The organism is Streptomyces fradiae ATCC 10745 = DSM 40063, assembly GCF_008704425.1.
Taxonomy (GTDB): Bacteria; Actinomycetota; Actinomycetes; order Streptomycetales; family Streptomycetaceae; genus Streptomyces; species Streptomyces fradiae.
Map to the genome: position 1 here is coordinate 1,769,012 of NZ_CP023696.1, position 21,402 is coordinate 1,790,413.

The 21,402-nt window shown below is 74.8% G+C and carries 19 protein-coding genes and 1 other RNA gene; 11 read left to right on the plus strand and 9 right to left on the minus strand.

Annotated elements, in window-relative coordinates; all coding sequences use genetic code 11:
• Positions 1-5: 5 nt before the first annotated feature.
• Both CP974_RS07810 and CP974_RS07815 read right to left on the minus strand, forming a co-directional pair.
• Positions 6-1,115: a small ribosomal subunit Rsm22 family protein gene (locus CP974_RS07810; protein WP_031130687.1), complete on the minus strand. Its 1,110-nt coding sequence runs from the start codon at positions 1,113-1,115 to the stop codon at positions 6-8.
• Positions 1,112-2,620: a multidrug effflux MFS transporter gene (locus tag CP974_RS07815; protein ID WP_031130685.1), complete on the minus strand. Its 1,509-nt coding sequence runs from the start codon at positions 2,618-2,620 to the stop codon at positions 1,112-1,114. Before CP974_RS07815 ends, CP974_RS07810 begins: the two co-directional genes overlap by 4 nt.
• An 81-nt stretch (positions 2,621-2,701) precedes the next feature.
• Between CP974_RS07815 and CP974_RS07820 the strand changes: the two genes are divergently transcribed.
• Complete coding sequence (locus CP974_RS07820) at positions 2,702-3,688, plus strand: Gfo/Idh/MocA family protein (protein ID WP_031130684.1); 987 nt, start codon at positions 2,702-2,704, stop codon at positions 3,686-3,688.
• A gap of 185 nt (positions 3,689-3,873) precedes the next feature.
• Here the strand turns inward: CP974_RS07820 and CP974_RS07825 are convergent, their stop codons facing one another.
• The gene (locus tag CP974_RS07825; RefSeq protein WP_031130682.1) at positions 3,874-5,496 is read right to left on the minus strand and encodes an alkaline phosphatase D family protein; all 1,623 of its coding nucleotides are present in this window, start codon (positions 5,494-5,496) and stop codon (positions 3,874-3,876) included.
• A gap of 196 nt (positions 5,497-5,692) precedes the next feature.
• On the opposite strand from CP974_RS07825, the gene CP974_RS07830 reads away from it, so the two are divergent.
• The 5 genes from CP974_RS07830 (at position 5,693) to CP974_RS07850 (ending at position 11,436) form a co-directional block, all read left to right on the plus strand.
• Entirely contained in the window at positions 5,693-6,571 is an 879-nt protein-coding gene (locus CP974_RS07830) for a PhzF family phenazine biosynthesis protein (protein WP_031130680.1), read from the plus strand.
• 94 nt (positions 6,572-6,665) lie between these two features.
• A complete protein-coding gene (locus CP974_RS07835) occupies positions 6,666-7,061 on the plus strand; it encodes a MazG-like family protein (protein WP_051839302.1) in 396 nt (131 codons plus the stop codon).
• 270 nt (positions 7,062-7,331) lie between these two features.
• The gene (locus CP974_RS07840) at positions 7,332-8,297 is read left to right on the plus strand and encodes a hypothetical protein (RefSeq protein ID WP_031130677.1); all 966 of its coding nucleotides are present in this window, start codon (positions 7,332-7,334) and stop codon (positions 8,295-8,297) included.
• A 185-nt stretch (positions 8,298-8,482) separates the two neighbouring features.
• On the plus strand, positions 8,483-8,935 hold the full coding sequence (locus CP974_RS07845) for a peptidase inhibitor family I36 protein (RefSeq protein ID WP_031130675.1): 453 nt from the start codon (positions 8,483-8,485) through the stop codon (positions 8,933-8,935).
• Positions 8,936-9,135: 200 nt separating this feature from the next.
• A complete protein-coding gene (locus tag CP974_RS07850) occupies positions 9,136-11,436 on the plus strand; it encodes an nSTAND1 domain-containing NTPase (protein WP_051839301.1) in 2,301 nt (766 codons plus the stop codon).
• On the opposite strand, the gene CP974_RS30675 is transcribed toward CP974_RS07850, so the two are convergent.
• A complete protein-coding gene (locus CP974_RS30675) occupies positions 11,364-12,341 on the minus strand; it encodes an FG-GAP-like repeat-containing protein (protein WP_051839299.1) in 978 nt (325 codons plus the stop codon). The two genes, CP974_RS07850 and CP974_RS30675, sit on opposite strands and share 73 nt — an antisense overlap.
• Positions 12,289-12,726 carry a trypsin-like serine protease gene (locus CP974_RS30955; RefSeq protein WP_107067011.1) on the minus strand — a complete coding sequence of 146 codons (438 nt, stop codon included), beginning with the start codon at positions 12,724-12,726 and terminating at the stop codon, positions 12,289-12,291. Before CP974_RS30955 ends, CP974_RS30675 begins: the two co-directional genes overlap by 53 nt.
• A gap of 477 nt (positions 12,727-13,203) precedes the next feature.
• Here CP974_RS30955 and CP974_RS07865 point away from each other — a divergent pair, with 477 nt between their 5' ends.
• Positions 13,204-14,847 (plus strand): hypothetical protein, encoded by a 1,644-nt coding sequence (locus CP974_RS07865; RefSeq protein ID WP_223844485.1) that lies wholly within the window; start codon positions 13,204-13,206, stop codon positions 14,845-14,847.
• A 25-nt stretch (positions 14,848-14,872) separates the two neighbouring features.
• Here CP974_RS07865 and CP974_RS07870 read toward each other — a convergent pair whose 3' ends face one another.
• Entirely contained in the window at positions 14,873-15,067 is a 195-nt protein-coding gene (locus CP974_RS07870) for a DUF397 domain-containing protein (protein ID WP_031130670.1), read from the minus strand.
• Positions 15,064-15,864: a helix-turn-helix domain-containing protein gene (locus CP974_RS07875; protein ID WP_078915536.1), complete on the minus strand. Its 801-nt coding sequence runs from the start codon at positions 15,862-15,864 to the stop codon at positions 15,064-15,066. The genes CP974_RS07870 and CP974_RS07875 overlap by 4 nt, the downstream gene beginning before the upstream one ends.
• 186 nt (positions 15,865-16,050) lie before the next feature.
• On the opposite strand from CP974_RS07875, the gene CP974_RS07880 reads away from it, so the two are divergent.
• Entirely contained in the window at positions 16,051-16,479 is a 429-nt protein-coding gene (locus CP974_RS07880; RefSeq protein ID WP_031130666.1) for an ATP-binding protein, read from the plus strand.
• 125 nt (positions 16,480-16,604) lie between these two features.
• On the opposite strand, the gene rnpB is transcribed toward CP974_RS07880, so the two are convergent.
• An RNA gene (gene rnpB, locus CP974_RS07885) (RNase P RNA component class A) lies at positions 16,605-17,006 on the minus strand.
• 76 nt (positions 17,007-17,082) lie between these two features.
• On the opposite strand from rnpB, the gene CP974_RS07890 reads away from it, so the two are divergent.
• Positions 17,083-18,069 carry a MerR family transcriptional regulator gene (locus CP974_RS07890; RefSeq protein ID WP_078915535.1) on the plus strand — a complete coding sequence of 329 codons (987 nt, stop codon included), beginning with the start codon at positions 17,083-17,085 and terminating at the stop codon, positions 18,067-18,069.
• Positions 18,066-18,893 carry a hypothetical protein gene (locus CP974_RS07895; protein WP_031130662.1) on the plus strand — a complete coding sequence of 276 codons (828 nt, stop codon included), beginning with the start codon at positions 18,066-18,068 and terminating at the stop codon, positions 18,891-18,893. Before CP974_RS07890 ends, CP974_RS07895 begins: the two co-directional genes overlap by 4 nt.
• Here the strand turns inward: CP974_RS07895 and CP974_RS07900 are convergent.
• On the minus strand, positions 18,844-20,286 hold the full coding sequence (locus CP974_RS07900; RefSeq protein ID WP_031130659.1) for an RNB domain-containing ribonuclease: 1,443 nt from the start codon (positions 20,284-20,286) through the stop codon (positions 18,844-18,846). The two genes, CP974_RS07895 and CP974_RS07900, sit on opposite strands and share 50 nt — an antisense overlap.
• Before the next feature lie 333 nt (positions 20,287-20,619).
• On the opposite strand from CP974_RS07900, the gene yaaA reads away from it, so the two are divergent.
• A complete protein-coding gene (yaaA, locus tag CP974_RS07905) occupies positions 20,620-21,402 on the plus strand; it encodes a peroxide stress protein YaaA (protein ID WP_031128235.1) in 783 nt (260 codons plus the stop codon).

The following is a 21,402-nucleotide window of genomic DNA, read 5'->3' on the forward strand; positions in this document are numbered from 1 at the left end:
CCCGGTCAGGCCGGGGGCCAGGCGTCCCCCCACTGCGCGTCCCGCGCCTCCTTGTAGAGGCCGCCGTGGCGCTTGGTGACGGTGTCGCGGCGCAGCCCGTCGCCCTCGGTGCACAGGTCGAGCAGGACCTGGCCCTTGCGGATCTGCGGCCTGCGCGTCACGCGGGCGGCGGCGGGCTCCGCGGGGAAGCGGACCGCGGCGACGTAGGCGAACTTCTCGTCCTCGTACGCGAGGGAGCCGCCCTTCACCTGCCGGTGCAGCGACGAGCGGCTGACCCGCGCGGAGAAGTGGCACCAGTCGCCGCCCGGCTCGATCGGGCACGCGGCGCTGTGCGGGCAGGGCGCGGCGATCCGCAGGCCCGCGCCGATCAGGAGGTCGCGGGCGGCGATGATCCGCTCGTACCCGTCGGGGGTGCCCGGCTCCACGATCACCACGGCCTGGGCGGCGCGGGCGGCGGCGCCGACGAGCGCGGCACGGTCGGCCTCGGTCAGCTCCTTGAGCACGTACGAGACGGTGACGAGGTCCACCGGGTCCAGCGTCAGCGCCCCTCCGATGCGGGCGCGGCGCCACTGTGCGGTGCGCAGTCCGGGCACGCCGGAGGCGGCGGCCAGCTCGCGGCCCAGGGCGAGCGCGGGCTCGGCCCAGTCGAGGACGGTGGTACGGGGGGTCTGGGGGGCCTGCCGGGCCCGGTCGGCCTCCCCTCCCGCCACGTCCGCGCGGCCCCCGTCGCGGCCCGGCTCGTCGGCGAGCGGCTCGTCGGCGAGCGGCTCGACGGTGCCCGGCTCGTCGGCGCCCCACGCCTCCGCGACCGCCCAGCTCGCCGCGCCCGTGCCGCCGCCGACGTCGGTGTGGGTGGCGGGCCGCCAGGCGGGGGCGGCGTCGCGGAGGGCGGCCAGCGCGGACCGCACCGCCTCGAAGGTGGCGGGCATCCGGTAGGCGGCGTACGCGGCGACGTCGGCGCGGTCCCGCAGGACGGGCGCGTCGGTGGGCGTGGTGCCCCGGTAGCTGGCGATGAGCCGGTCGACGGCCTGCGCGGCCTTGGTGGGCGGCAGCCCGTCGAGCAGCCCGGCGAGGGCGGCGCGCAGGGCGTCCGGGGTCGGGAGGGTGGCGTTCACCGGCCCATGGTAGGCGGCCCGGCGGGGGCGGCGGCCCGCTGCCAGGGGCGGCACAGCCCGAGGAAGCAGCCGACGGCGGCGAGGGCGCAGACGAGCTGCACGAGGGCCATCGGCACGGCCGTGTGCTCCCCGGCGATGCCGACGAGCGGCGAGGCGACCGCGCCGACCAGGAACGAGCAGGTGCCCAGCAGCGCGGAGGCGGAGCCGGCGGCGTGCGGGGTGCGCATCAGCGCCTGGGCGTTGGTGTTCGGCATGGCCAGTCCCATCGCCGACATGAGGACGAACAGCCCGGCCGCGACCGGCACGAGACCGACCGGCCCGAAGACGCCGCCGGTCATCAGCAGCAGCGCGGCGGAGGCCAGGGTGATCACGGCGAGGCCGGTGGCGAGGGCCTTGTCGAGGCTGACGCGCCCGACGAGCAGCTTGCCGTTGATCTGCCCGACGGCGACGAGGCCGACCGAGTTGACCCCGAAGAGGAGGCTGAAGGTCTGCGGCGACGCCCCGTAGATCTCCTGGACCACGAACGGGGAGGCGCTGATGTAGGCGAAGAGGGCGGCGAAGGCGAAGCCGCCGGAGAGCATGTAGCCGGTGAAGACGCGGTCGGCGAGGAGGCCGCGCATGGTGCGCAGGGCGGAGCCGACCCCGCCGTCGTGCCGGCGCGCGGGCGGCAGCGTCTCGTGCAGCCACTTCCACACGACGAGGGTGAGGAGCAGGCCGACGACGGTCAGGACGTGGAAGACGCCCCGCCAGTCCGTGACGCGCAGGATCTGCCCGCCGATGAGCGGCGCGACGACGGGGGCGACGCCGGAGATGAGCATGAGGGTGGAGAAGAAGCGGGCCATCTCCACGCCGTCGTACAGGTCTCGGACGACGGCGCGGGCGATGACGATGCCCGCCGCGCCCGCGAGTCCCTGGAGCAGCCGGAAGGAGACCAGCAGCGCGGCGTTCGGCGCGAGGGCGCAGGCGGCGGTGGCCAGGACGTAGACGACCATGCCGATGAGCAGCGGGCGGCGGCGGCCCCACTTGTCGCTCATCGGCCCGACGACGAGCTGGCCGAGCGCCATGCCGGCGAGGCAGGCGGTCAGGGTGAGCTGCACGGTCGCGGCCGGGGCGCCCAGGGAGCCGGTGACCTCGGGGAGGGCCGGGAGGTACATGTCCATGGAGAGCGGCGGGAGCGCGGTCAGCCCGCCGAGGACGAGGGTCACGAGGAGCCCGGCGCGGCGCGCGGCGGGGACGGCGGGCGCAGGCGCCGTACGCCCCTCGCGCTCCGTACGGGCGGCCGTCCGGGTGCCGGAGGCCCCGCTCTCGGGGGTCCGGGTCTCGGCGGTGCGGGTCTCCGGGGCCGGGGCGTCCTGGGCCGGGGCGTCCTGGGCGCGGGTGCCCCGGGTCCCGATGTCCGGGGTCCGCGTGACCGGGGTGCCGGCGCCCGGGGGCCGGGGTTCCGTGCGGGGGGTCGGTATCGGTCCGTGGGTGGTCTGTCCCTGGCTCGGGCCGGATTCCGGCATGACGTCTCCTGTCCTGGGTGGCGCCCCCTATGCTCTCAGCTCGACCTGGGTGGTTTAAACCTCAATCGAAAGGGCCGGGCCGTGGGGCGGAAGGTGCGCTGGGGCGTGCTGGCGACGGGCGGCATCGCCGCGTCGTTCACGCGGGACCTGCTGGACATGCCGGACGACGCCGAGGTGGTGGCCGTGGCGTCGCGTACGGCGGCCTCCGCGCGGGCGTTCGCGGAGCGGTTCGGGATACCGCGCGCGTACGGGTCGTGGGCGGAGCTCGCCGCCGACGACGGGGTCGACGTGGTGTACGTGGCGACGCCGCACGCCGCGCACCGGGCGGCGGCGGGCCTGTGCCTGGAGGCGGGGCGGGCGGTGCTGTGCGAGAAGCCGTTCACCCTCAACGCGCGGGAGGCGGGTGAGCTGGTGGCCCTGGCGCGGGAGCGCGGGACGTTCCTGATGGAGGCCATGTGGATGTACTGCAACCCGGCCGTGCGGCGGCTCGTCGAGCTGGTCCGGGACGGGGCGATCGGCGAGATCCGCACCGTGCACGCCGACTTCGGGCTGGTCGCCCCCGACGACCCGGGGCACCGGCTGCGGGACCCGGCGGCGGGCGGCGGGGCGCTGCTGGACCTCGGGGTCTACCCGGTCGCCTTCGCCCAGCTCCTGCTCGGCGAACCGGACCGGGTCGCGGCGAACGCGCTGCTGTCGCCGGAGGGCGTCGACCTCAACACGGGGGTGCTGCTCGGCTGGGATTCGGGGGCGGCGGGGCTGCTGTCCTGCTCGGTCGTGGCGGACACCCCGCTGACCGCGTCGGTGACCGGGACGGCGGGGCGGATCGAGTTCCCGCGCGGCTTCTTCTTCCCGGAGGGCTTCACCCTGTTCCGGGACGGGCGGGAGCCGGAGGAGGTCCGGGTCGAGCTGCGCCGGGACAGCTACCAATACCAGGCGGCCGAGGTGATGCGCTGCCTGCGGGCGGGCGAGAGCGAGTCGCCGCTGGTGCCGCTGGACGGCACGCTGGCCGTGATGCGGACGCTGGACGCGGTCCGGGAACTGGTCGGCGTCCGCTACCCGGGCGAGTAGCGGACCCGGCCGTGGTGGGTGGCGGGCCGGTGGCGGGTGGGCGTGGCGCCGGGCACCCGGGCACCGCCGGGCGGCCGTCGCGGGACGGCGAGCCGCCCACCGGCCACCCCACCGCCCCATCGGCCACCGGCCCATCGGCCCATCGGCCACCCCACCGCCCACCACCGGCCCACCCACCCCCGCCGCTACGCGGGCCGCAGCCCCGGGGCGCCGGCCTCCGTGACGAAGGAGGCGGCCGTCGCGACGGGCGCGCCCGGCGTGGTGACCGCGCCCACCGTGCGGTAGTCGGCGCGGGCCTGCCGCTCGTCGAAGGTGACGCGCAGATAGCCGCGCCGCCCGTTGTAGTACCGCAGGTGCGGGTTGGCGGCGGTCAGATCGCCCCAGTTGGCGGGCCGGTCGGCGCCGTCCTTGCCGCTGCTGATGGAGGTGGCGACCAGTTCGGTGCCGACGGTCCGCGAGCCGGGGTCGTCGAAGTCGGCCTTCAGGTCGAGGGCGTATCCGACGTGGACGTCGCCGGTGAGCACGACGAGGTTGTCCACCCCGGCCGCCTGGGCCCCGTCGAGGAGGCGGGCGCGGGCGGCGGGGTAGCCGTCCCAGGCGTCCATGGAGACCTTGAAGTCCGGGCGGGGGACGTTGCGCCGCCGGGCGAGGACGACCTGCTGCGGGACGACGTTCCACAGGGCGTCCGAGGCGCGCCAGCCGTCGAGGAGCCACCGCTCCTGCTCGGCGCCGAGCATGGTGCGCGACGGGTCCTGCGAGTCCGGGCCGGGGACGCGCCAGCCGTCGCCGTACGCCTGGTCGGAGCGGTACTGGCGGGTGTCGAGCACGTCGAACTGGGCGAGCCGCCCGAACCGCAGCCTCCGGTACACCCGCATGTCGGGGCCGGTGGGCCGCTGGGGCAGCCGCAGCGGCTGGTTCTCCCAGTACGCGCGGTACGCGGCGGCGCGCCGCAGCAGGAACTCCTCGGGCGGCACGTCGTTCTCCGGGGTGCCGCCGGCGTAGTTGTTCTCCGTCTCGTGGTCGTCCCAGGTGACGACGAAGGGGTGCGCGGCGTGGGCGGCCCGCAGGTCCGGGTCGGTCTTGTAGAGCGCGTACCGGAGGCGGTAGTCCTCCAGCGTGACCGTCTCGCGGTTGAAGTGGGCGGGCAGGCGGCGGTCGGTGTAGGCGCGGGCGCCGCCGGTGGCGTTGACGGCGTACTCGTACAGGTAGTCGCCGAGGTGGACGACGGCGGCGAGGTCCGGCTCGTCGGCGAGGTGGCGGTAGGCGGTGAAGTAGCCGTCGTGGTACGCCTGGCAGGAGACGGCGGCGATGCGCAGCGCGGCCGGGCGGGCGCCCGGGTGGGGGGCGGTGCGGGTGCGGCCGGCGGGGCTGGTCCAGGTGCCGGTGCGGAAGCGGTAGTGGTAGACGCGGCCGGGCTGGAGGTGGCCGACCTCGACGTGCACGGTGTGGTCGAACTCGGGGTGGGCGGTGGTGCGGCCGCGCCGCACGACGCGGCGGAACCGCTCGTCGTGGGCGATCTCCCAGTGCACGGGGACGCGCTGCGCGGGCAGTCCGCCGCCGGGCTCGTACGGGCGGGGCGCGAGGCGCGTCCACAGCAGGACGGACGTGGGGTGCGGGTCGCCGGAGGCCACGCCGAGGGTGAACGGGTCGTCGGCGACGCGGCGTTCGTCGAGCTCGGCGGCGTGGGCGGCGCCCGCGGCCGGGAGGCCGACGGCGAAGGCGAGCGCGGCGGCGGCGCCCGTGCCGATGAGGCCCCGTCTGCCGAAGTGGCGGGCCGCTGCGCGGAGTTCGGAGGTGTCGGACGTCATGCCCTCAGTACACCGGGCGGGCTTGTCCGACACACCACATCCACATGGCGGGCACGTGAGGTCCGCGTGCCGGACACCCCCGGCCCTGCCCCGCCACCGCACCCTTCGCCCCCACCTCCACCACCTCCCCCACAGGAACAGATGACCGATGAGGCACACGGGAACAAGCGCCCGGCCCAACGGAGTTGTGGGAACCATGACGAACGACGCCCCCGAGGCCACCCCCGAGATCCTGCACTACACCGCGTTCTCCGCCGATCCGGGAGGCGGCAACCCGGCGGGCGTCGTCCTCGACGCCTCGGGCCTGGAGCCCGCGGACATGCTGGCGATCGCGGCGGAGGTCGGCTACAGCGAGAGCGTCTTCCTGACGGCGCCGCCGGAGGGCCTCGGCGAGGCGGGGCGGGCGTACACCGTGCGGTACTTCAGCCCGCTGGCGGAGGTGCCGTTCTGCGGGCACGCCACGATCGCGGCGGCCGTGGCGCTGGGCGAGCGGATCGGTCCGGGCGACCTGGTGTTCGCGACCCGCGCCGGCGAGGTCCCCGTCTCGGTGACCGTACGGGACGGGGCGCCGCGCGCGACGCTGACCAGCGTGGAGCCGTACGTCGCCGAGGCCGCCGACGAGGACGTGGCGGAGGCGCTGGAGGCGCTGGACTGGCCGGCGGAGGACCTGGACCCGGCCCTGCCCCCGCGCATCGCCTTCGCGGGCGCCCGGCACCTGGTGCTGGCGGCGGGGTCACGGGAGCGGCTGGCGGACCTCTCGTACGACTTCGAGCGGCTGAAGGCGCTGATGCTCCGCCTGGACCTGACGACCGTGCAGCTGGTGTGGCGGGCGTCGGACACGGTGTTCCACGTGCGGGACCCGTTCCCGGTGGGCGGGGTGGTGGAGGACCCGGCGACGGGCGCGGCGGCGGCGGCGTTCGGCGCGTACGCCCGCGCCCTGCGGCTGGTCCCGGAGGCGTCGGTGCTCACCCTCCACCAGGGCGAGGACCTGGGCCGCCCGGCGGAGCTGACGGTCGAGCTCCGCACCGGCGACCCGCGCGTCCGGGTCTCGGGCACCGGCGCCCGGATGCGCTGAGCCCGCGCCGGCGGCCGGGCCCGCGCCCTCGGCCCGGCCCACGTGCGACGGCCGGGCCCGCGTGCGGCGGCGCCCGGCCGGGGAGCCTTCCGGCATGGACAGCACCTGGAAGACGGTCGAGGAACTCCGCACCTGGCTCGACGGCCACGCCCCCGGCCCTCCCGAACACACCGCCCTGCTGCGGGTCCTGAAGCTCTCGGAGGAGGTCGGCGAGGTCGCCGAGGCGGTGATCGGCGCGCACGGGCACAACCCCCGCAAGGGCCGCAGCCACACCTGGACCGACGTCCAGGCGGAGCTGTGCGACGTCATCGTCACCGCGATGGTCGCCCTGCGCACTCTCACCCCCGACGCCCCGGCCGTCTTCGCCCATCACCTGAACCGCGTCCACATCCGCTCCCGCCCGCCGGGCGCCCGCCCCTCCGAGCCGCCGGGGGAACCCGGCACGTCCGCGCCCGGAAACACCACCGAGCGGTCGCCCGCGTCCCCCTGAACGCGCCGCCCGCCCCCGAACGGCGCCGGCGGCCCGCACCCCCGGCCGGTGGGGCCACTCCTCCGCTGTCGCCCACCGCGTCCCGTCACGCGAGGTCACGCCCGGGTTTCCCGCTCCGGGGCCCCGAGGGCGACGGGAAACCCCTGCCCGGCATGGCACACCTCGGCGACGCTGGGACCGCCGGCCTCTCGGGGCACGGCGCCGGTGCCGTCCAGTGAGGGCGCTTCCGGCCGAGGGGGACTCACGTGGCTCACAGGGGGCGGGGAACACATGAGACGGGGACTGACGTCCTGGTGCACGGTCCTGATGGCGGCGGCCGTCGCGGCCGGCTGCGCCCCCGGCGGCGGCACCGGAGCGGACCGGCCCGGCCCGGCCGCCGCCACGGCGGCCGCCTCTCCCTCCGCGTCCGCGTCCGCGTCCGACGGTCGAAAGCCCCTGACCTGGCGGCAGGAACTGCGCATCACCGACGCCCTGCAGCGCCTCACGAAGCAGTGCATGAACCGTCAGGGCTTCGAGTTCCACGAGGAGCGCGCCCTGTCCCTGGACGAGAGCCGTCCTGTGACCTACGTCCAGGACGACGTGGCGTGGGCCCGCACGCACGGCTACGGCAGCCGGATCGACGCGAAGGCCCAGCGCGCCCGGGAGGCCAACCCGATCGGCACCTACCGCCAGGGCCTGCCCGCACCACGGCGGACCGCCTTCGACCTCGCCCTCGACGGCGGCGGCGACGCCCGGGTGCTCACCGCACCGCTGCCCGCCGGCGGAGAGATCCGCAAGCGCCTCGGCGGCTGCACGGAGGAGGCCGAGCGCACCCTGTACGGCGATCCGGCCGAGTGGTTCCGCACCAGCAAGATCGCCATGGGGATCGGCGGCCTCTACCGCGACCGGCTCCTGCGGGACCCGGAGCTGACCGCGGCCCTACGTGCCTGGTCCCGCTGCATGCACGCGGCAGGGTACCCCTACAAGGATCCGCAGGCGGCCCGCGACGCCACCCGGGCCCGCGGCCTCCAGCCGGGCGCGGACGGCTCCGGCGAGGCGTTCGCCACCGAGCGGAGAACCGCCGCCGCGGACGCGACCTGCGCCCGCCACACCTCCCTGCGCGCCGTCACCACGGCCCGGGAGACGTACCACCGAGACCGCCTGCGTGACCGGTTCGGCAAGGACCTCGACACCCACCTGCGCCTCGGTCACCGGGCCTACGGCAGGGCGGTGCGCATCGTTCCCGAGCGGGACTGACCCCTCTCGCGGTCCGGCGCTATCCGCCCCGCCGTCGACGGACCGGGCCCTCGGCCCCGCGCCCGTCACGCACCACCCGCACCACCCGCACCACCAGGCAGGCACCATCTGCACCATCTGCACCAAGAGCACCAAGAAGCGCCACGACAAGACGACACACCATCATCACCACGAAGGGATCCATCATGCGCAAGTTCGCCGCCGCGGTGGCCGTCCTCGGGCTCAGTGCCCTGGGCGTCGCCGTCCCCGCCACCACCGCCCAGGCCGCCGGCGAGTCCACCACCGGTGCGATCTGCGACAGCAAGTGGGGGCCGCGCAACGGCAACATGTACGCCTGGGAGCACTACGACTGCCAGGGCACCCTTCTGATCTCCACCCCGGGCAACAGCTCGTGGTGGGGGACCAGCGCGCAGGACAAGGCCACGTCCGTCATGAACCGCGGGTACACCGGCAGCCTCGCCGTCGTCAAGTTCTACGAGCACGTCAACCACGGCGGTGGTCACGGCTGCCTCCTGCCCGGTGAGCTCTACGCCGACAACCTCACCGACAACCGCCTCAGCAACGGTGTCGGCGCCAACGACAGGATCTCCTCGCACAAGTGGGTCAACTCGACGGACTGCAGCACGCTGCTGACCTGACCTGACCTGACCCGGCCCGGCCCGCGCCACCCGAGCGCCCGGAACCGCACCGTGCGGTTCCGGGCGCTCGGGTGGCGCCTCTCCTCCCGCCGCCTCTCCCCCTCCCTCTCGCCACACCGGCGAAACCCTTGCCCGCCCCGGGCCCCCCGGTACTAGCCTGAGCGCCGCCTGCTCCACGGCCGCTTTGCCAGGGGGATGCCTTGACGAACCCGCAACACGGACACGCAGCAGACCACCGCAGCAGCGACGACCAGGACGCGCACGGCGCGGAGACCTTTCCCGCGCACCTGCGACGACTGAGACGGGAACGCGGCCTGTCTCTCGCCGACCTCGCTCGGCGCACCCACTACAGCAAGGGCTACCTCAGCAAGATCGAGACGGGGGCGAAGCGGCCGACCGCCGACGTCGCCCGGCTCTGCGACGAGGTGCTGCGCGCCAGGGGCGGACTCCTGAGGCGGATGGCCCCGCCCACCGGGCCGTCGCCCGCCCCCGGCCGGCACGCTGCCGCCACCGCGCCCCGCGATCGGAACGACGTCTGCCCCTACCGGGGCTTCCAGGCGTTCACCCCGGAGGACTCGCAGTGGTTCTTCGGCCGCGACCGGGTCACGGCCGCCCTGGTCGAGCGGACCTTCGAACGGATCGGCCGCGGCCCGCTCGCGCTGGTCGCCCCCTCGGGCACGGGCAAGACATCCCTGCTCAACGCGGGGCTCGTACCCGCCCTCAAACGCGGTGAACTGCCGATGCCCGGCGCCGACCGCTGGCCGGTCGTCACCCTCACCCCCACTTCCCGCCCCCTCGACGAGCTGCTGGAGCGCACCGCCAAGACCGTCGGCTGGGACCCCGGCGTCACCACCGAAGCGCTGCGGGAGGATCCCGCCGTGCTTCTCCACGGCGTGGGCGACCCGCGGGACGTCGCATCCGGCTCCCCCACGGGCGGGACGCCCCCGCCGGCCCGTCCGGTCCTGATCGTCGACCAGTTCGAGGAACTGTTCACCCTCTGCTCCGAGGAGGAGCAACGACGCGCCTTCGTCCGGGTGCTCCTCACCCTGGCCGGGACCCCGCCCGCACACGACGCTCCCGAACCCGCCGTGGTGGTGCTCGGCATCCGCGCCGACTTCACCGACGACTGCCTGAGGTTTCCGGACCTTGCCGAGGCCCTCGCGGGAGGCGTCTTCGTCCCGCCGCCGATGTCGGTGGCGGAACTGACGGAGGCGATCACACGTCCGGCCGAGCTGGCCGGGCTCACCCTCGAACCCGGCCTCGTGCCCCTGCTGCTACGGGACGCCGGGCCGGGCGACACGCCCCTGCCCGAGGACCCCGCGGCCGCGCACCACACCGGGACGGGTCCGAACCCGCAGGCCTGGGCGGGTTCGGCGCCCGGGGCCGGGGAGGCACCCGGCTTCGCCCTGCCGTTCGTCTCACACGCCCTGCTCGCCACCTGGCGGCGGCGCGAGGGACCGGCTCTGACCGTCCGGGCATACGAGCGGACCGGCGGCGTCCGGGAAGCCGTCGCCCGGACCGCGGAGAACGTCTTCGCGGGGCTGCGCCCGGCCGAGCAGAAGGCCGCCCGGCTCCTCCTGACCAGGCTGGTCCATGTCGCCGAAGGCGTCCGTACGACCCGTCGCCGGGTCGGCCGGGCGGCACTGACGGAACAGCTCGCCGGCACGGCCGGAGCCGCCGTCGCATGGGAGGCGCTCGTTCGGGCACGGCTCGTCACCGTCGGCGGTGACACGGTCGAGATCTCGCACGAGGCCCTGCCGCACGCCTGGCCCCGGCTCCGCGCGTGGCTCGACACCGACCGGGCCGCCCTGCTGCTGCTCCAGGAGCTCTCCCGGGCCGCCGCGGTATGGCGACGTGAGGGCCGCGACCCGTCCGCCCTGTATCGGGGCAGCCGCCTGGAAGCCGCGTCCGCCCTGGCCGCCGGCCCGGGCGGAGGGCGGCTGCTGAGCGCGTTGGAGGAGGAGTTCCTGACGGCCGGCCGCGAGCGGGAGGACCTTCTCCGGGCCCGCGCTCGGTGGCGGGTCCGAGTACGGCGGTCCCTGCTCGCCGCCCTCCGCCTTCCGCCGGCGCTCGCCGCGACCGCCCACCGCCTCGCCCACCGCCTCGTCCACCGGCGGCGGGCCCGGCGTCGCCGCCGGGCCTCCGGTCACGGCCGTTCCCCGGGCGGCTCGACGGACCCGGTCCCGCGGCTCCCGCTCCGGCCGGCCGACCGGCCGACCACCACGTGTACCACCACGGGGTGGGAACGGCATCCGTTCCCACCCCGCGTCCGCCGGATCTCCACGCCCCACAGCGCAGGCCGGCTCGAACCTGACGGCACGACGACGTCAGGAGAGCCGAGGAGCAGTACTCGGCGCCCGGGTGTCGACCGGGATGTCGGGGTCAGTCACGGACGGACGCGGCCCTGGCGCCTGAGTACCACCGCGGCTCACACGCCGCTGGCTATCTGGCCGATGCCGCTCCAGCCGTTGACCATGCCGTTGCCGATCCAGGCGCTGTAGGCGGTGCTGGTGCCACTACCCCGGAGCAGGAGGTCGGCGTGGACATCGCCGGTGAAGTCGGCGAAGTGGACGCGGCCGTGCTCCGTGGTGACTCCCGAGGCGACTTGTCCGACCGTGCTCCAGCCACCGCGTCCGTCTCCGCCCGTGTTGACGTGGACGTTGAACGAGCCGTTGGAGTTGATCACCCAGTAGTCGGTCTTGCCGTCGCCGTCGTAGTCGGCTAACCGCACGCGCGAGCGGTCCAGAGTGGTGCCGCTGGCGACCTTGCCGACGGCCACAAAGGCATTGGGGCCGCGGTTGAGCCACACGCTGACGTTGCCGTTCGCGGCGATGCTGACGTAGTCGGGCCCGCGGTCACCGTCCCAGTCGGCCCACCGGATCTGATCGCTGCCGCCCACCTCGTTCACGGCGGCGGAACGCCGCGGCTTGGTGGTCTCGGTGATCCACTGGGCGAGGCCGTCGGTGCGGGCGGCCACGGCGCTCGTGCGGGTTTCGGCCGGGTCGGTGCCCAGGCAACCCCCCTGCCAGGACCGGCTGTTGACCCCGACGATCTCACCCGCGGCATTCAGGAGGGGACCGCCGGCGTCTCCCTTGCAGATGGCGTCGGTACCCGTACCGGTGACGGCCAGCGTGGTCGCGTCCGCGGAGTCGAGGGTGAACGTGCCGGTGTGGGCCTTGTCCGGCACCCACTCGGTCTTCGTCCGGCCGTAGCCGACCGCGCTGAGGCTCGTACCGGCCGCCGGGGTCGCGGTCGCGACCCTGGCGGTGGCCGCGCCCCTGGCCGGCAGCATGAGACGGGCCAGGACCAGGTCGCGCTCGGCGCGAGGGGCGAGTTCGGTGACGTCGCGCGTCTCACCGCCGGCCAGGGTGACGATGGTCCGCAGAGCGGGCTTCCCCGCGGGCACCTGCTGGCCCGCCGTGGGGGGCGAAGCAACTGGCTGCGGTGGCGACCCACCACTCGTCCACGAGCGTGCCGGTGCAGGCGCGGGTGTTCGGCTCTTCCCCGATGTTCCGCTTCACGACGGAGGCGTGCTGACCGGGCAGCGCTTCGGGCCCCTCGAGGGCCAGGGCGGAATCGGCCGAGGCCAGGCTCGCAGCGACCACGGTGGCTGCTGCCAGCAGGCTGGTAATCCGCACTGAGCCCGGACGGACATCCGACATGCGGCTTTCTTCACGATGGGCTCCACGACAACGCCCGCTGCCCATGTCACCTGGCCACGCCTTGAGTTGAGGCCGACCCCGGAGTGGACAACGGGTTGCGTACGACGTGTGACAGCGTACGCGAACCATGATCAGTTATGGTTCGGAATCGGCCCTCGCGGGAGGTGGTCGAGTGGTCGGGCTCGCGCCGACACCCCGGTAGGGACCCGGAGTTCGACGTGCCCCCTGGGACGACGAGCGACGCCCGCCGTTCCGTGCGGAGTCGGATGCCGCCCTCCACCACCTTTACGGCGTTGAGCGCCACGGCGTTGACTACTTCCCGGAGACTCTCCCCGTCGCCACACGCAAGGAGGACGCCGCCCACGACACCAACCGCGCCAAGGACCTGTTCCTGGACTTCCACGACCGCCTGGCCGAGACCCAGCGGCACCGGCACCTCCTGCCCCACGGACCTCAGCCCCACCTCCCGACCAGGACCACCGCCACTCGGCGTGACCCTGACCGCCCCGCCTGAGCACCCCCCCCCACCAGCGCGCCCCTCCTCGGACGGCGCGCCGTACTCGGCGCAACCTCCGCCCGCCCACCTCACCGCACAGGCAGCCGCATATGGAACCACGCAACTACCGCATGGCCGTCTCGACCGCGCAGGACTTCGTGACCACCTCCGCCGAAGCCGACCGCCAACTGCACTACTGGCTAGGCACGATGAAGCGGTACGACACCTCCGCCCTGGACGAGGGCCGCAACGAGATAGGCGAGGGGGTGACCCTCGACCACGACGCGTCGGCGGGCCGGCACGGCTCGTACTCCCGCTGGCGCCTGCGCGAGAACCGGCCCGACAACCAGGGCACCTGGCAGTCCACCCTCGTGGTCCGCTCGGACAACGGCAAGGACTCCCAGCGCACCTGGCTCCAGGTCGACATCGAGCACCATCCGTCCGACGCGCAGCTCAGGCCCACGCGGGCCAACACACCGGGCATAGCCAGGTTGCTGCTCGACTCCCTGCGCGCCCGGGACGGGCTCGCCGATGTCACCTCGGATCCCCGGTTCATCGAACCGGACGACGTCGAGGAGGTCATCGAGGAACTCTGCGACCAGGACCGCCGGCTTCCGCTCATCGTGGCGAGCGTCCCCTACGGGAAGAAGGCCGACACCTGGACCGACGAGGTGGTCGTACCGGCCTTCCGCAACCTTCCCGGTCTCGCCGTCATGTACGTACTGACGCCGGAGGCACAGACCCTCTTCAACACCAAGCTGGACTACCACCCCGTCTTCGGTGGCGGCATCCGCACCTACCTCCCCGGTGTCGACCCGGCCTGGCAGCCCGATGCCCAACGCCACCCCGTGATGTCCCGGACCAAGATCGAGACGAGTCCGCGAAGGGCAGCGGCGATCCTCGCCTCCCTCCCCCAACGACAGGCTCTCCGCCTCTCGCTGCCCGCTCCGCTGGACACCCTCCCCGTCCAGCGCACGCGCCCCCGCCCTGCGGGGCACGACTCCGGCCTCACCGACCTCCGTGCGGAGAACCGCACCCTCGGCAACATGCTCGCCGAGGCCGAACAGCGCGAGAACGCCAACGCGGACCTCCTGCGCGACCTGCGCCAGCAGCTCCAGATCGCGGAGGAGCTGGAGTTCGACCAGGCGGCCGAGAACCAGGATCTGTACGCCAGGCTCAAGCACGCCGAGCGCCAGGTCCGCGCCCTTCAGATACAGCTGGGGAAGGCCGGCCGGAACACCCACGCCCTGACCGCCGCGCCCGCCGACGCGCCCACCACCTTCGCGAAGATCCTGGACCGCATGGGCGAGTTCTCCCACCTCCGCTTCACCGGCGACAAGCGGAAGACCAGAGATCTCGACGCCCAGTCCATCGGCAACTGGGTCGAGGTCGCCTGGGACGCCCTGTGCGCCCTCGACACCTACGCCGCCGCCTCGGCCGCCGGCACGGCGGGGGGCGACTTCCGCTACTGGTGCGCCCACCTGCCGGACGACTGCGAGTACCCGTTCCCGGCAGGCAAGGTGAAGATGAAGGAGTCCAAGACCGTCGGCAACCGGGACGACTGGCGCCGCGAACGCACCTTCCCGGTGCCCGAGGCCGTCGACCCGAGCCGAAAGCTGTTCATGGAAGCCCACCTCCGCATCGGCGGCGGCAACACGGTCTCCCCGCGGCTGTACTTCTACGACGACGGCCCCAACACCGGGCTGGTGTACGTCGGCTACCTGGGCCCGCACCCGACCAACACGAAGACCTGATCGGGTGCGACCCGAGCGGAGTGGGTCAGCGTTCCCCGGCGAAGCGGACGAACGCGGCCCACTCCGCAGCGGTGACGATCAGTTGGGCGCGGGACGGCGCCTTGGAGTCGCGGATGTGGATGGCACGGGGCGTGACGGCGACTTCGAGGCATTCGCCGCCCTCGTTGCCGCTGTAGCTGCTCTTGAACCAGGCGAGAGGAGCGGATTCCGCACTACTCATAGCTCTGCCACCATCTTCTCGATCAAGGCAAGGGACTCCTGCATCGTAAGCGCCTGCGCCCGGATGCTGCCGTACCGTGCGGCCATGATGCGAGCTTCCTCGGCGTCCGTGACCAGTCGGCTGGAGCTCTGTGCCTCGACATAGCCCAGTTGGGGCTTCCCCTTGGGGGTCAGCAGGATGAAGGAGCCGCCCATCCCCGCGTGCTGGGTACGCCCGGTCGGCATCACCTGGAGTTCCACGTTGCGCAGCCGGGCCAGCCGGAGCAGCTGCTCCAGTTGCTCCCTGTGAACGTCCCGCTCACCCAGCGGACGTTGCAGGACCACTTCCTCGACCACAGCGGTGATCATCGGAGGCGGCCACTGAGTGAGGATGTCCTGCCGCGCCAGGCGGGACACGACCCGCTGCTCCACCGTCTCCTCGTCCAGCAACGGCTTGCGCATCTCGTACAGGGCTCGGATCCGCCGCTCGGTCTGGAACAGCCCGGGGATGTCATGGCAGTTGTAGAAGTTGATCTCCACCGCCTCCCGCTCCAACCGCGCATAGTCCCGGAACCACGCCGGATGCCGGACCCGCGCCTTCGCCTTGGCCCTCTCCACGTCCTCGATCGTGGCGCGCAGCAGCCCGCCCGCGTCCAGCGCGTCATCGGCCGCCTCCAGGAACTCCCGCTGCGGTGTCCGCCTCCCCCGCTCCAGCGAGGAGACGAGGTCCTCGCTGTACCCGAGCCGGTCCCCCAGCTCCCGCTGGGTGAGCCCGGCCCGTTCCCGGAGCAGTTTGACCTGTTTGCCCACCGCCCGCATCAGGTCGCCGCTCAGCTCCCCCTCGTCGTGGACCCCCTGCGGCTCCACCGCTGCCTCGGACACCACTGCCCCCTTCTCAGGTCACGGCCGACACCCCGCACACGGCACCTTCCGTACCGGTACCAGCACCCTCCGTACCGAAGGATGTCCTGGTCAGAGTAGAGCGGGCCCACCACGCTCAGTGACATGAAGACGCAGATCTCCTCCCTTCGATTCAGCCGGCTCCTCAGCGCCACCCCGCGCGGCGCCCGGCTCGCCCGCCTACTGACCGTGCAGCAGCTCGACGCGTGGGGTTGGCCGCCGGCCTGCGCGGCGAGCGAGTACGCCGCTGTGGTCGCCGCCGAGCTGGCGGCGAACGCGGTGACCCACGGGCGCGCACGGGGCCGCGGTTTCCGGCTCACGCTCATCAACGAGGCGTCCGACTCCGGCACGCTCCGTGTCGAGGTCACCGACGCACGGGGCGACCGGGTGCCGCCTTCCCTTGCGACCACCCCCGAACCCACCGCCGAATCCGGCCGCGGCCTGCTTCTCGTCGCGGCCCTCGCCACCCGGTGGGGGTGGGAGCCGGACCCGCCCTCCGGGAAGACCGTCTGGGCGTGTCTTCCGCTCACCTGACGGCTGGTGCGAGACGGCCCGTCCGGCGGCCTCCGCCGATTCCCGCTGGTCGCATCCGAGGGGTGGGGCTGAGGCCCGGAGGGAGCCCTGCACCATGGGCGGTGGGGGGCGAAGCCTGGGAGGGGCAGACGAGTCGGGCTGTACGCCGGGTTCTGTGCCCCGGGACCTCGCGGTCGTCGGGGTGACGGCCATCCATCTAGGACCGGCGTTGCCGCCGGCCTCGTGCGGTCTACCCGCGGACTCGGGCGGGCAGCCCTCGAACGTCCGCGCAGAGACACCGGGGTGTCTCCTTTTGACCTTGCTCCGGGTGGGGTTTACCTAGCTGCCCAGGTCACCCTGGGCACTGGTGGTCTCTTACACCACCGTTTCACCCTTACCGCGGGCCGAGGCCCCCGGCGGTCTGTTTTCTGTGGCACTGTCCCGCGGGTCACCCCGGGTGGCCGTTAGCCACCACCCTGCCCTGTGGAGCCCGGACGTTCCTCGGGAGGGCCCTCGAAGGGTCCCCACGCGGCCGCCCGCCCGGCTCGTCTGCCGTGCCGACCATGGTACCCGCCCCGCCGGAGCGCTTGACCTTGCCGCAACGTCAGGGTTTCTCCTGGTCGCATGAGGATCGGAGAGGTCGCCCGGCTCGCCGGGGTCACCACGCGGGCCGTACGGCACTACCACCATGTCGGGCTGCTGCCCGAGCCGCCCCGGCTCGGCAACGGCTACCGGGCCTACGGGCTGCGGGACGCCGTGCTGCTGGTGCGGGTCCGGCGGCTGACCGAGCTGGGGCTGTCCCTGGACGAGGTGCGGGACGTGCTGGCCGACGACGCCGGGCGGGACCTCGCCGAGGTGCTGGAGGAACTGGACACCGACCTGGCCCGGCAGGAGGCCGAGGTGCGGGTGCGGCGGGAGCGCCTGGCGGTGCTGCTGGAGCAGGCGCGGGAGGGCCGGCTGCCCGCCGAGGGGCCCCTGTCGCCGGAGCTGGCCGCGCTCTTCGCGGACATGGCGCGCGCCCGTGGCGGGCGGGCGGGGCCCGAGCCCAGGACGGCGGTGCTCGACCGCGAGCTGCTGACGCTGATGGACGGCGTCCACGCCGGGGAGGAGGGGACCCGCATGGTGGCCGCGATGAGGGGCGCGGTGGCCTCCCCTGAGGGGATGGAGCGGGCCTACGACCTGTACGCGCGGCTCGACGAGCTGGCGGACGCCGACGAGGACGACCCCGGGGTGGCCGCGGCGGCCGAGCTGCTGGCGGGCCTGCTGCCCGACGAGGTCGCGGCGGCGGTACGGGACGCGGGCGGGGACGCGGGTGCGGACGTGGTCGAGGCGTGGGGCGGCGACGCCTTCGCGGGCGCCTTCCTGGCGGAGTTCTCGCCCGCGCAGGCCGAGGTGGTCCGGCGGGCGCTGCGCCTCGCCGCCGACCGTGCGGGCACGGCGGCGACGGTTGGGGACGGGGAGCACGCGGAGGGGGGCGTCGGCACGGCACCCGGCACGGAGGGCGAAGGCACGGGCCCTGCGGGCGGCTCGGATGCGGGGGGCGCGGGCCCCGGGTGCGGCCCCACGGGCGGCGCGGATGCGGGCGGCGCAGGCGCGGGCGGCGCCTCGTGAAGCGGCTGCGGACGGTACTCGGGTACGCCGCGCTGCCCGCCGAGGTCGTGCTGGTCGTGTGCCTGGCCGCCGGGGTGCCGGTGCCCGCGCCGCTCCTGTACGCGGTGGAGCTGTGCCTGGCCGGCGCCGTGCTGCTCGGCGTCCTCGTCTACCGGCGGGCCCGCCGGGCCGGCCTCCCGCCGGGCGACGCGCTGTACGAGGTGGTGCCCGAGCCGGTCGTACGGCTCGTCCGGCACGAGGCCGGCCTGCTCGCGAGCCTCGTGCGGTGGGTGCTGCGCCGGCCGCACGGGACGGGTGGGGGCGCCGAGGCGTTCGGGTACGCCCGCGACCAGGCCGCGCTCATGTACGCCTTCGCGTTCGTCTGCGTCGTGGAGACCGCCGGGGTGTACTGGCTGCTGCGGAACGTGCCGGTGGTCCACGAGGTGACGCTGGTGCTCGACGTGTACGCCGTGCTGTTCGTGCTGGGCCTGCACGCCGCCTCCGTCACCCGGCCGCACCTGCTGGACGGGCGGGTGCTGCGGCTGCGGCAGGGCTGCCACACGGACCTCGCCGTACCGCTCGGTGCCATCACCGCCGTACGCCGCGAACCGCTCCACGCCCACGAGCGGGCCGACGGCGTACTGGACCTGACCGTCGCCGCGCAGACCTCCCTCACCCTGGAACTGGCCGAGCCCGTCGAGGCCGTGGGCCTGCTCGGCGGGCGGCGCGCGGTGCGGGTCGTACGGTTCCACGCCGACGACCCGCGCGCCCTGCACGCCGCGCTCACGCGGGCGCTCACGCGGGCGCGAACAGCGCCTTGTCCCGCCCCGGATACGCCCGCCTGAGCCGTACGTCCAGCCGCTCCCCCAGCGGCAGCGGCGGCCCCGGGCTCTCCAGCCGGGCCACCACGGCGGGGTCCTCCAGGTGCACGGTGCCCGTCGCCGGGTCGTCCTCCCGCACGTCCACCACCGTCCCGGTGAACACCTCGCCCACCCGGTTCATCAGCAGCGCCGCCTCGACGACGTCCACGCTCTCCCGCTCCACCCCGCCCGCCCGCCGGGCCCCGTCCGCCATCTCCCCCGGCAGCGCGGCCAGCGCGGCCCGCACCCACTCGGGCGCTTCCCGGCCCTCCACCGCGGCGACGCACAGCTCCCCCGCGTACCGGTCGGCGAGGCGGCGCAGCGGCGCCGTGCAGTGCGCGTACTCGTCGGCGACCGCCGCGTGCACGGCGTGCTCGGGGAGCCGCCCGTCGGTGAACACCGTGTACCCGGCGCCCCGCAGCAGCGTCGTGCAGTCCTGGAGGAACGCCGCGTGCCGGGGCAGGCGCGGGTCCAGGCTCCTGATCAGCGCCGCGTACGAGACGTGGGGCGGCCAGTCGACGCCGAGGGCCAGCGCGGAGCGCCGCAGCCGGGCCACGGCGCCGTCGGGTGCGGTGGGCAGGGTGCGGAGGATGCCGGTGCCGGCGGCCGTCATCAGGTCGGCGGCGGCCGTACCCGCGAGGAGGGAGATCTGCGCGTTCCAGGCGTCCGCGGGACGCGGGGCGCGGTAGACCAGCCGGTACGAGCCCTCCGCCTCGACGATCTCCTGCTGCGGCAGGTTGAGGGAGACGCCGCCCCGCTCGACCTCCAGCTCCTCGCGGAGGCGCCCGATGTCGCGGAGCAGGGCGAGCGGCTCCTCCGCGGTGCCCTCGTCGATCAGGCGCTGCGCGGTGGCGTAGTCGAGGCGGGCGCGGCTGCGGACCAGGGAGCGGCGCACCTCGGCGGCGACGCGGCGCCCGTACGCGTCGAGGTCGATCCGCCACAGCAGGGCGGGGACCGGCCGGCCGGGCAGCAGGCTCGCGGCGCCCTCCGACAGGACGGGCGGGTGCAGCGGGACGCGGCCGTCGGGGAAGTACAGGGTCAGCACCCGGCGGTGCGCCTCCGCGTCGACGGCGCCGGACGGGGTGACGAAGGCGGCGACGTCGGCGATGGCGTAGTGCACCCGGTACCCGCCGTCGGCGCGGCGCGCCAGGTGCATGGCCTGGTCCAGGTCGGTGGAGCCGGGCGGGTCGATCGTGAACAGCGGCAGGTCGGTGTCGTCCCGTCCGGGCAGCCGCGGCGCCTTGGCGGCGGCCTCCGCCTCGGCGAGCACGTCGGGCGGGAAGTCCCCGGGGATGCCGGGCGCGTTCCGCAGCGCGCGCAGGGCGGTCCGCAGGGGGTCTCCGGCGGCACGGGACACGTGGAGCTGTCTGCGGGGCATACGCCGAGCGTAGGCCGGGGACGGCCGCGCGGCACTCCGGGGCGGGGCGCGCTGCGGGGAGAGGGGAGGGGAGGGAGTGGGGCGGGTGCGCTGCGGGAGGAGGGGTGGGGCGGGTGCGCTGCGGGGGGGGGAGGCGGTGAGGCGGGGCGGGGTGCGCTACGGGGGGAGGCGGTGAGGCGGGGCGGGGTGCGCGGCGGGCAAGGCGGTGGGGCGTGCGCCGGGGGCGGGGCGGGGCCTGCGGGCGTGCGGCGGGGGCGGGCGGGGTGCGCGTGGTTTGTACGCTGGCTGGTCGGGGCCCGGCCCCGCTCGTGGACGTACGTGAGGAGAACCACCGTGCTCGTGCTGTTGCCGCCCTCGGAGGGCAAGGCCGCCTCGGGGAGCGGCGCGCCGCTCGACCCGGACGCGCTGTCGCTGCCCGGCCTGGCCCCGGCGCGGGCCGCGGTCCTCGCGGAGCTGGTGGAGCTGTGCGCCGCCGACGAGGAGAAGGCGCGCGAGGTGCTCGGGCTCAGCGAGGGCCTGCGCGGCGAGGTCGCCAAGAACGCCGCCCTGCCGACCGCCGGGGCCCGCCCCGCCGGGGAGGTGTACACCGGCGTCCTCTACGACGCGCTGGACCTGGCCACGCTGAGCGCGGCCGCCCGCGAGCGGGCCCGGACGTCGCTGCTGGTGTTCTCCGGGCTGTGGGGCGCGGTGCGGATCGACGACCGCATCCCGTCGTACCGCTGCTCGATGGGGGTGCGGCTGCCGGGGCTCGGGGCGCTCGGCGCGTACTGGCGCGGGCCCATGGCGGACGTCATGCCCGGTGCGGCCGGCGACGGGCTCGTCCTGGACCTGCGGTCGGCGGCGTACGCGGCGGCGTGGAGGCCGAAGGGCGACGTGGCCGGGCGTACGGCGACGGTACGGGTGCTGCACGCGCCGACCCGGAAGGTGGTCAGCCACTTCAACAAGGCGACGAAGGGCCGCGTCGTGCGGGCCCTGCTGGAGACCGGGGCGGCGCCCGGCACCCCCGCCGAACTGGTGGAGGCGCTGCGGGACCTCGGGTACGCGGTGGAGTGCGAGGCGCCGGCCCGTGCCGGGAAGGCGTGGTCGCTGGACGTCCTGGTGGACGAGGTCCACTGA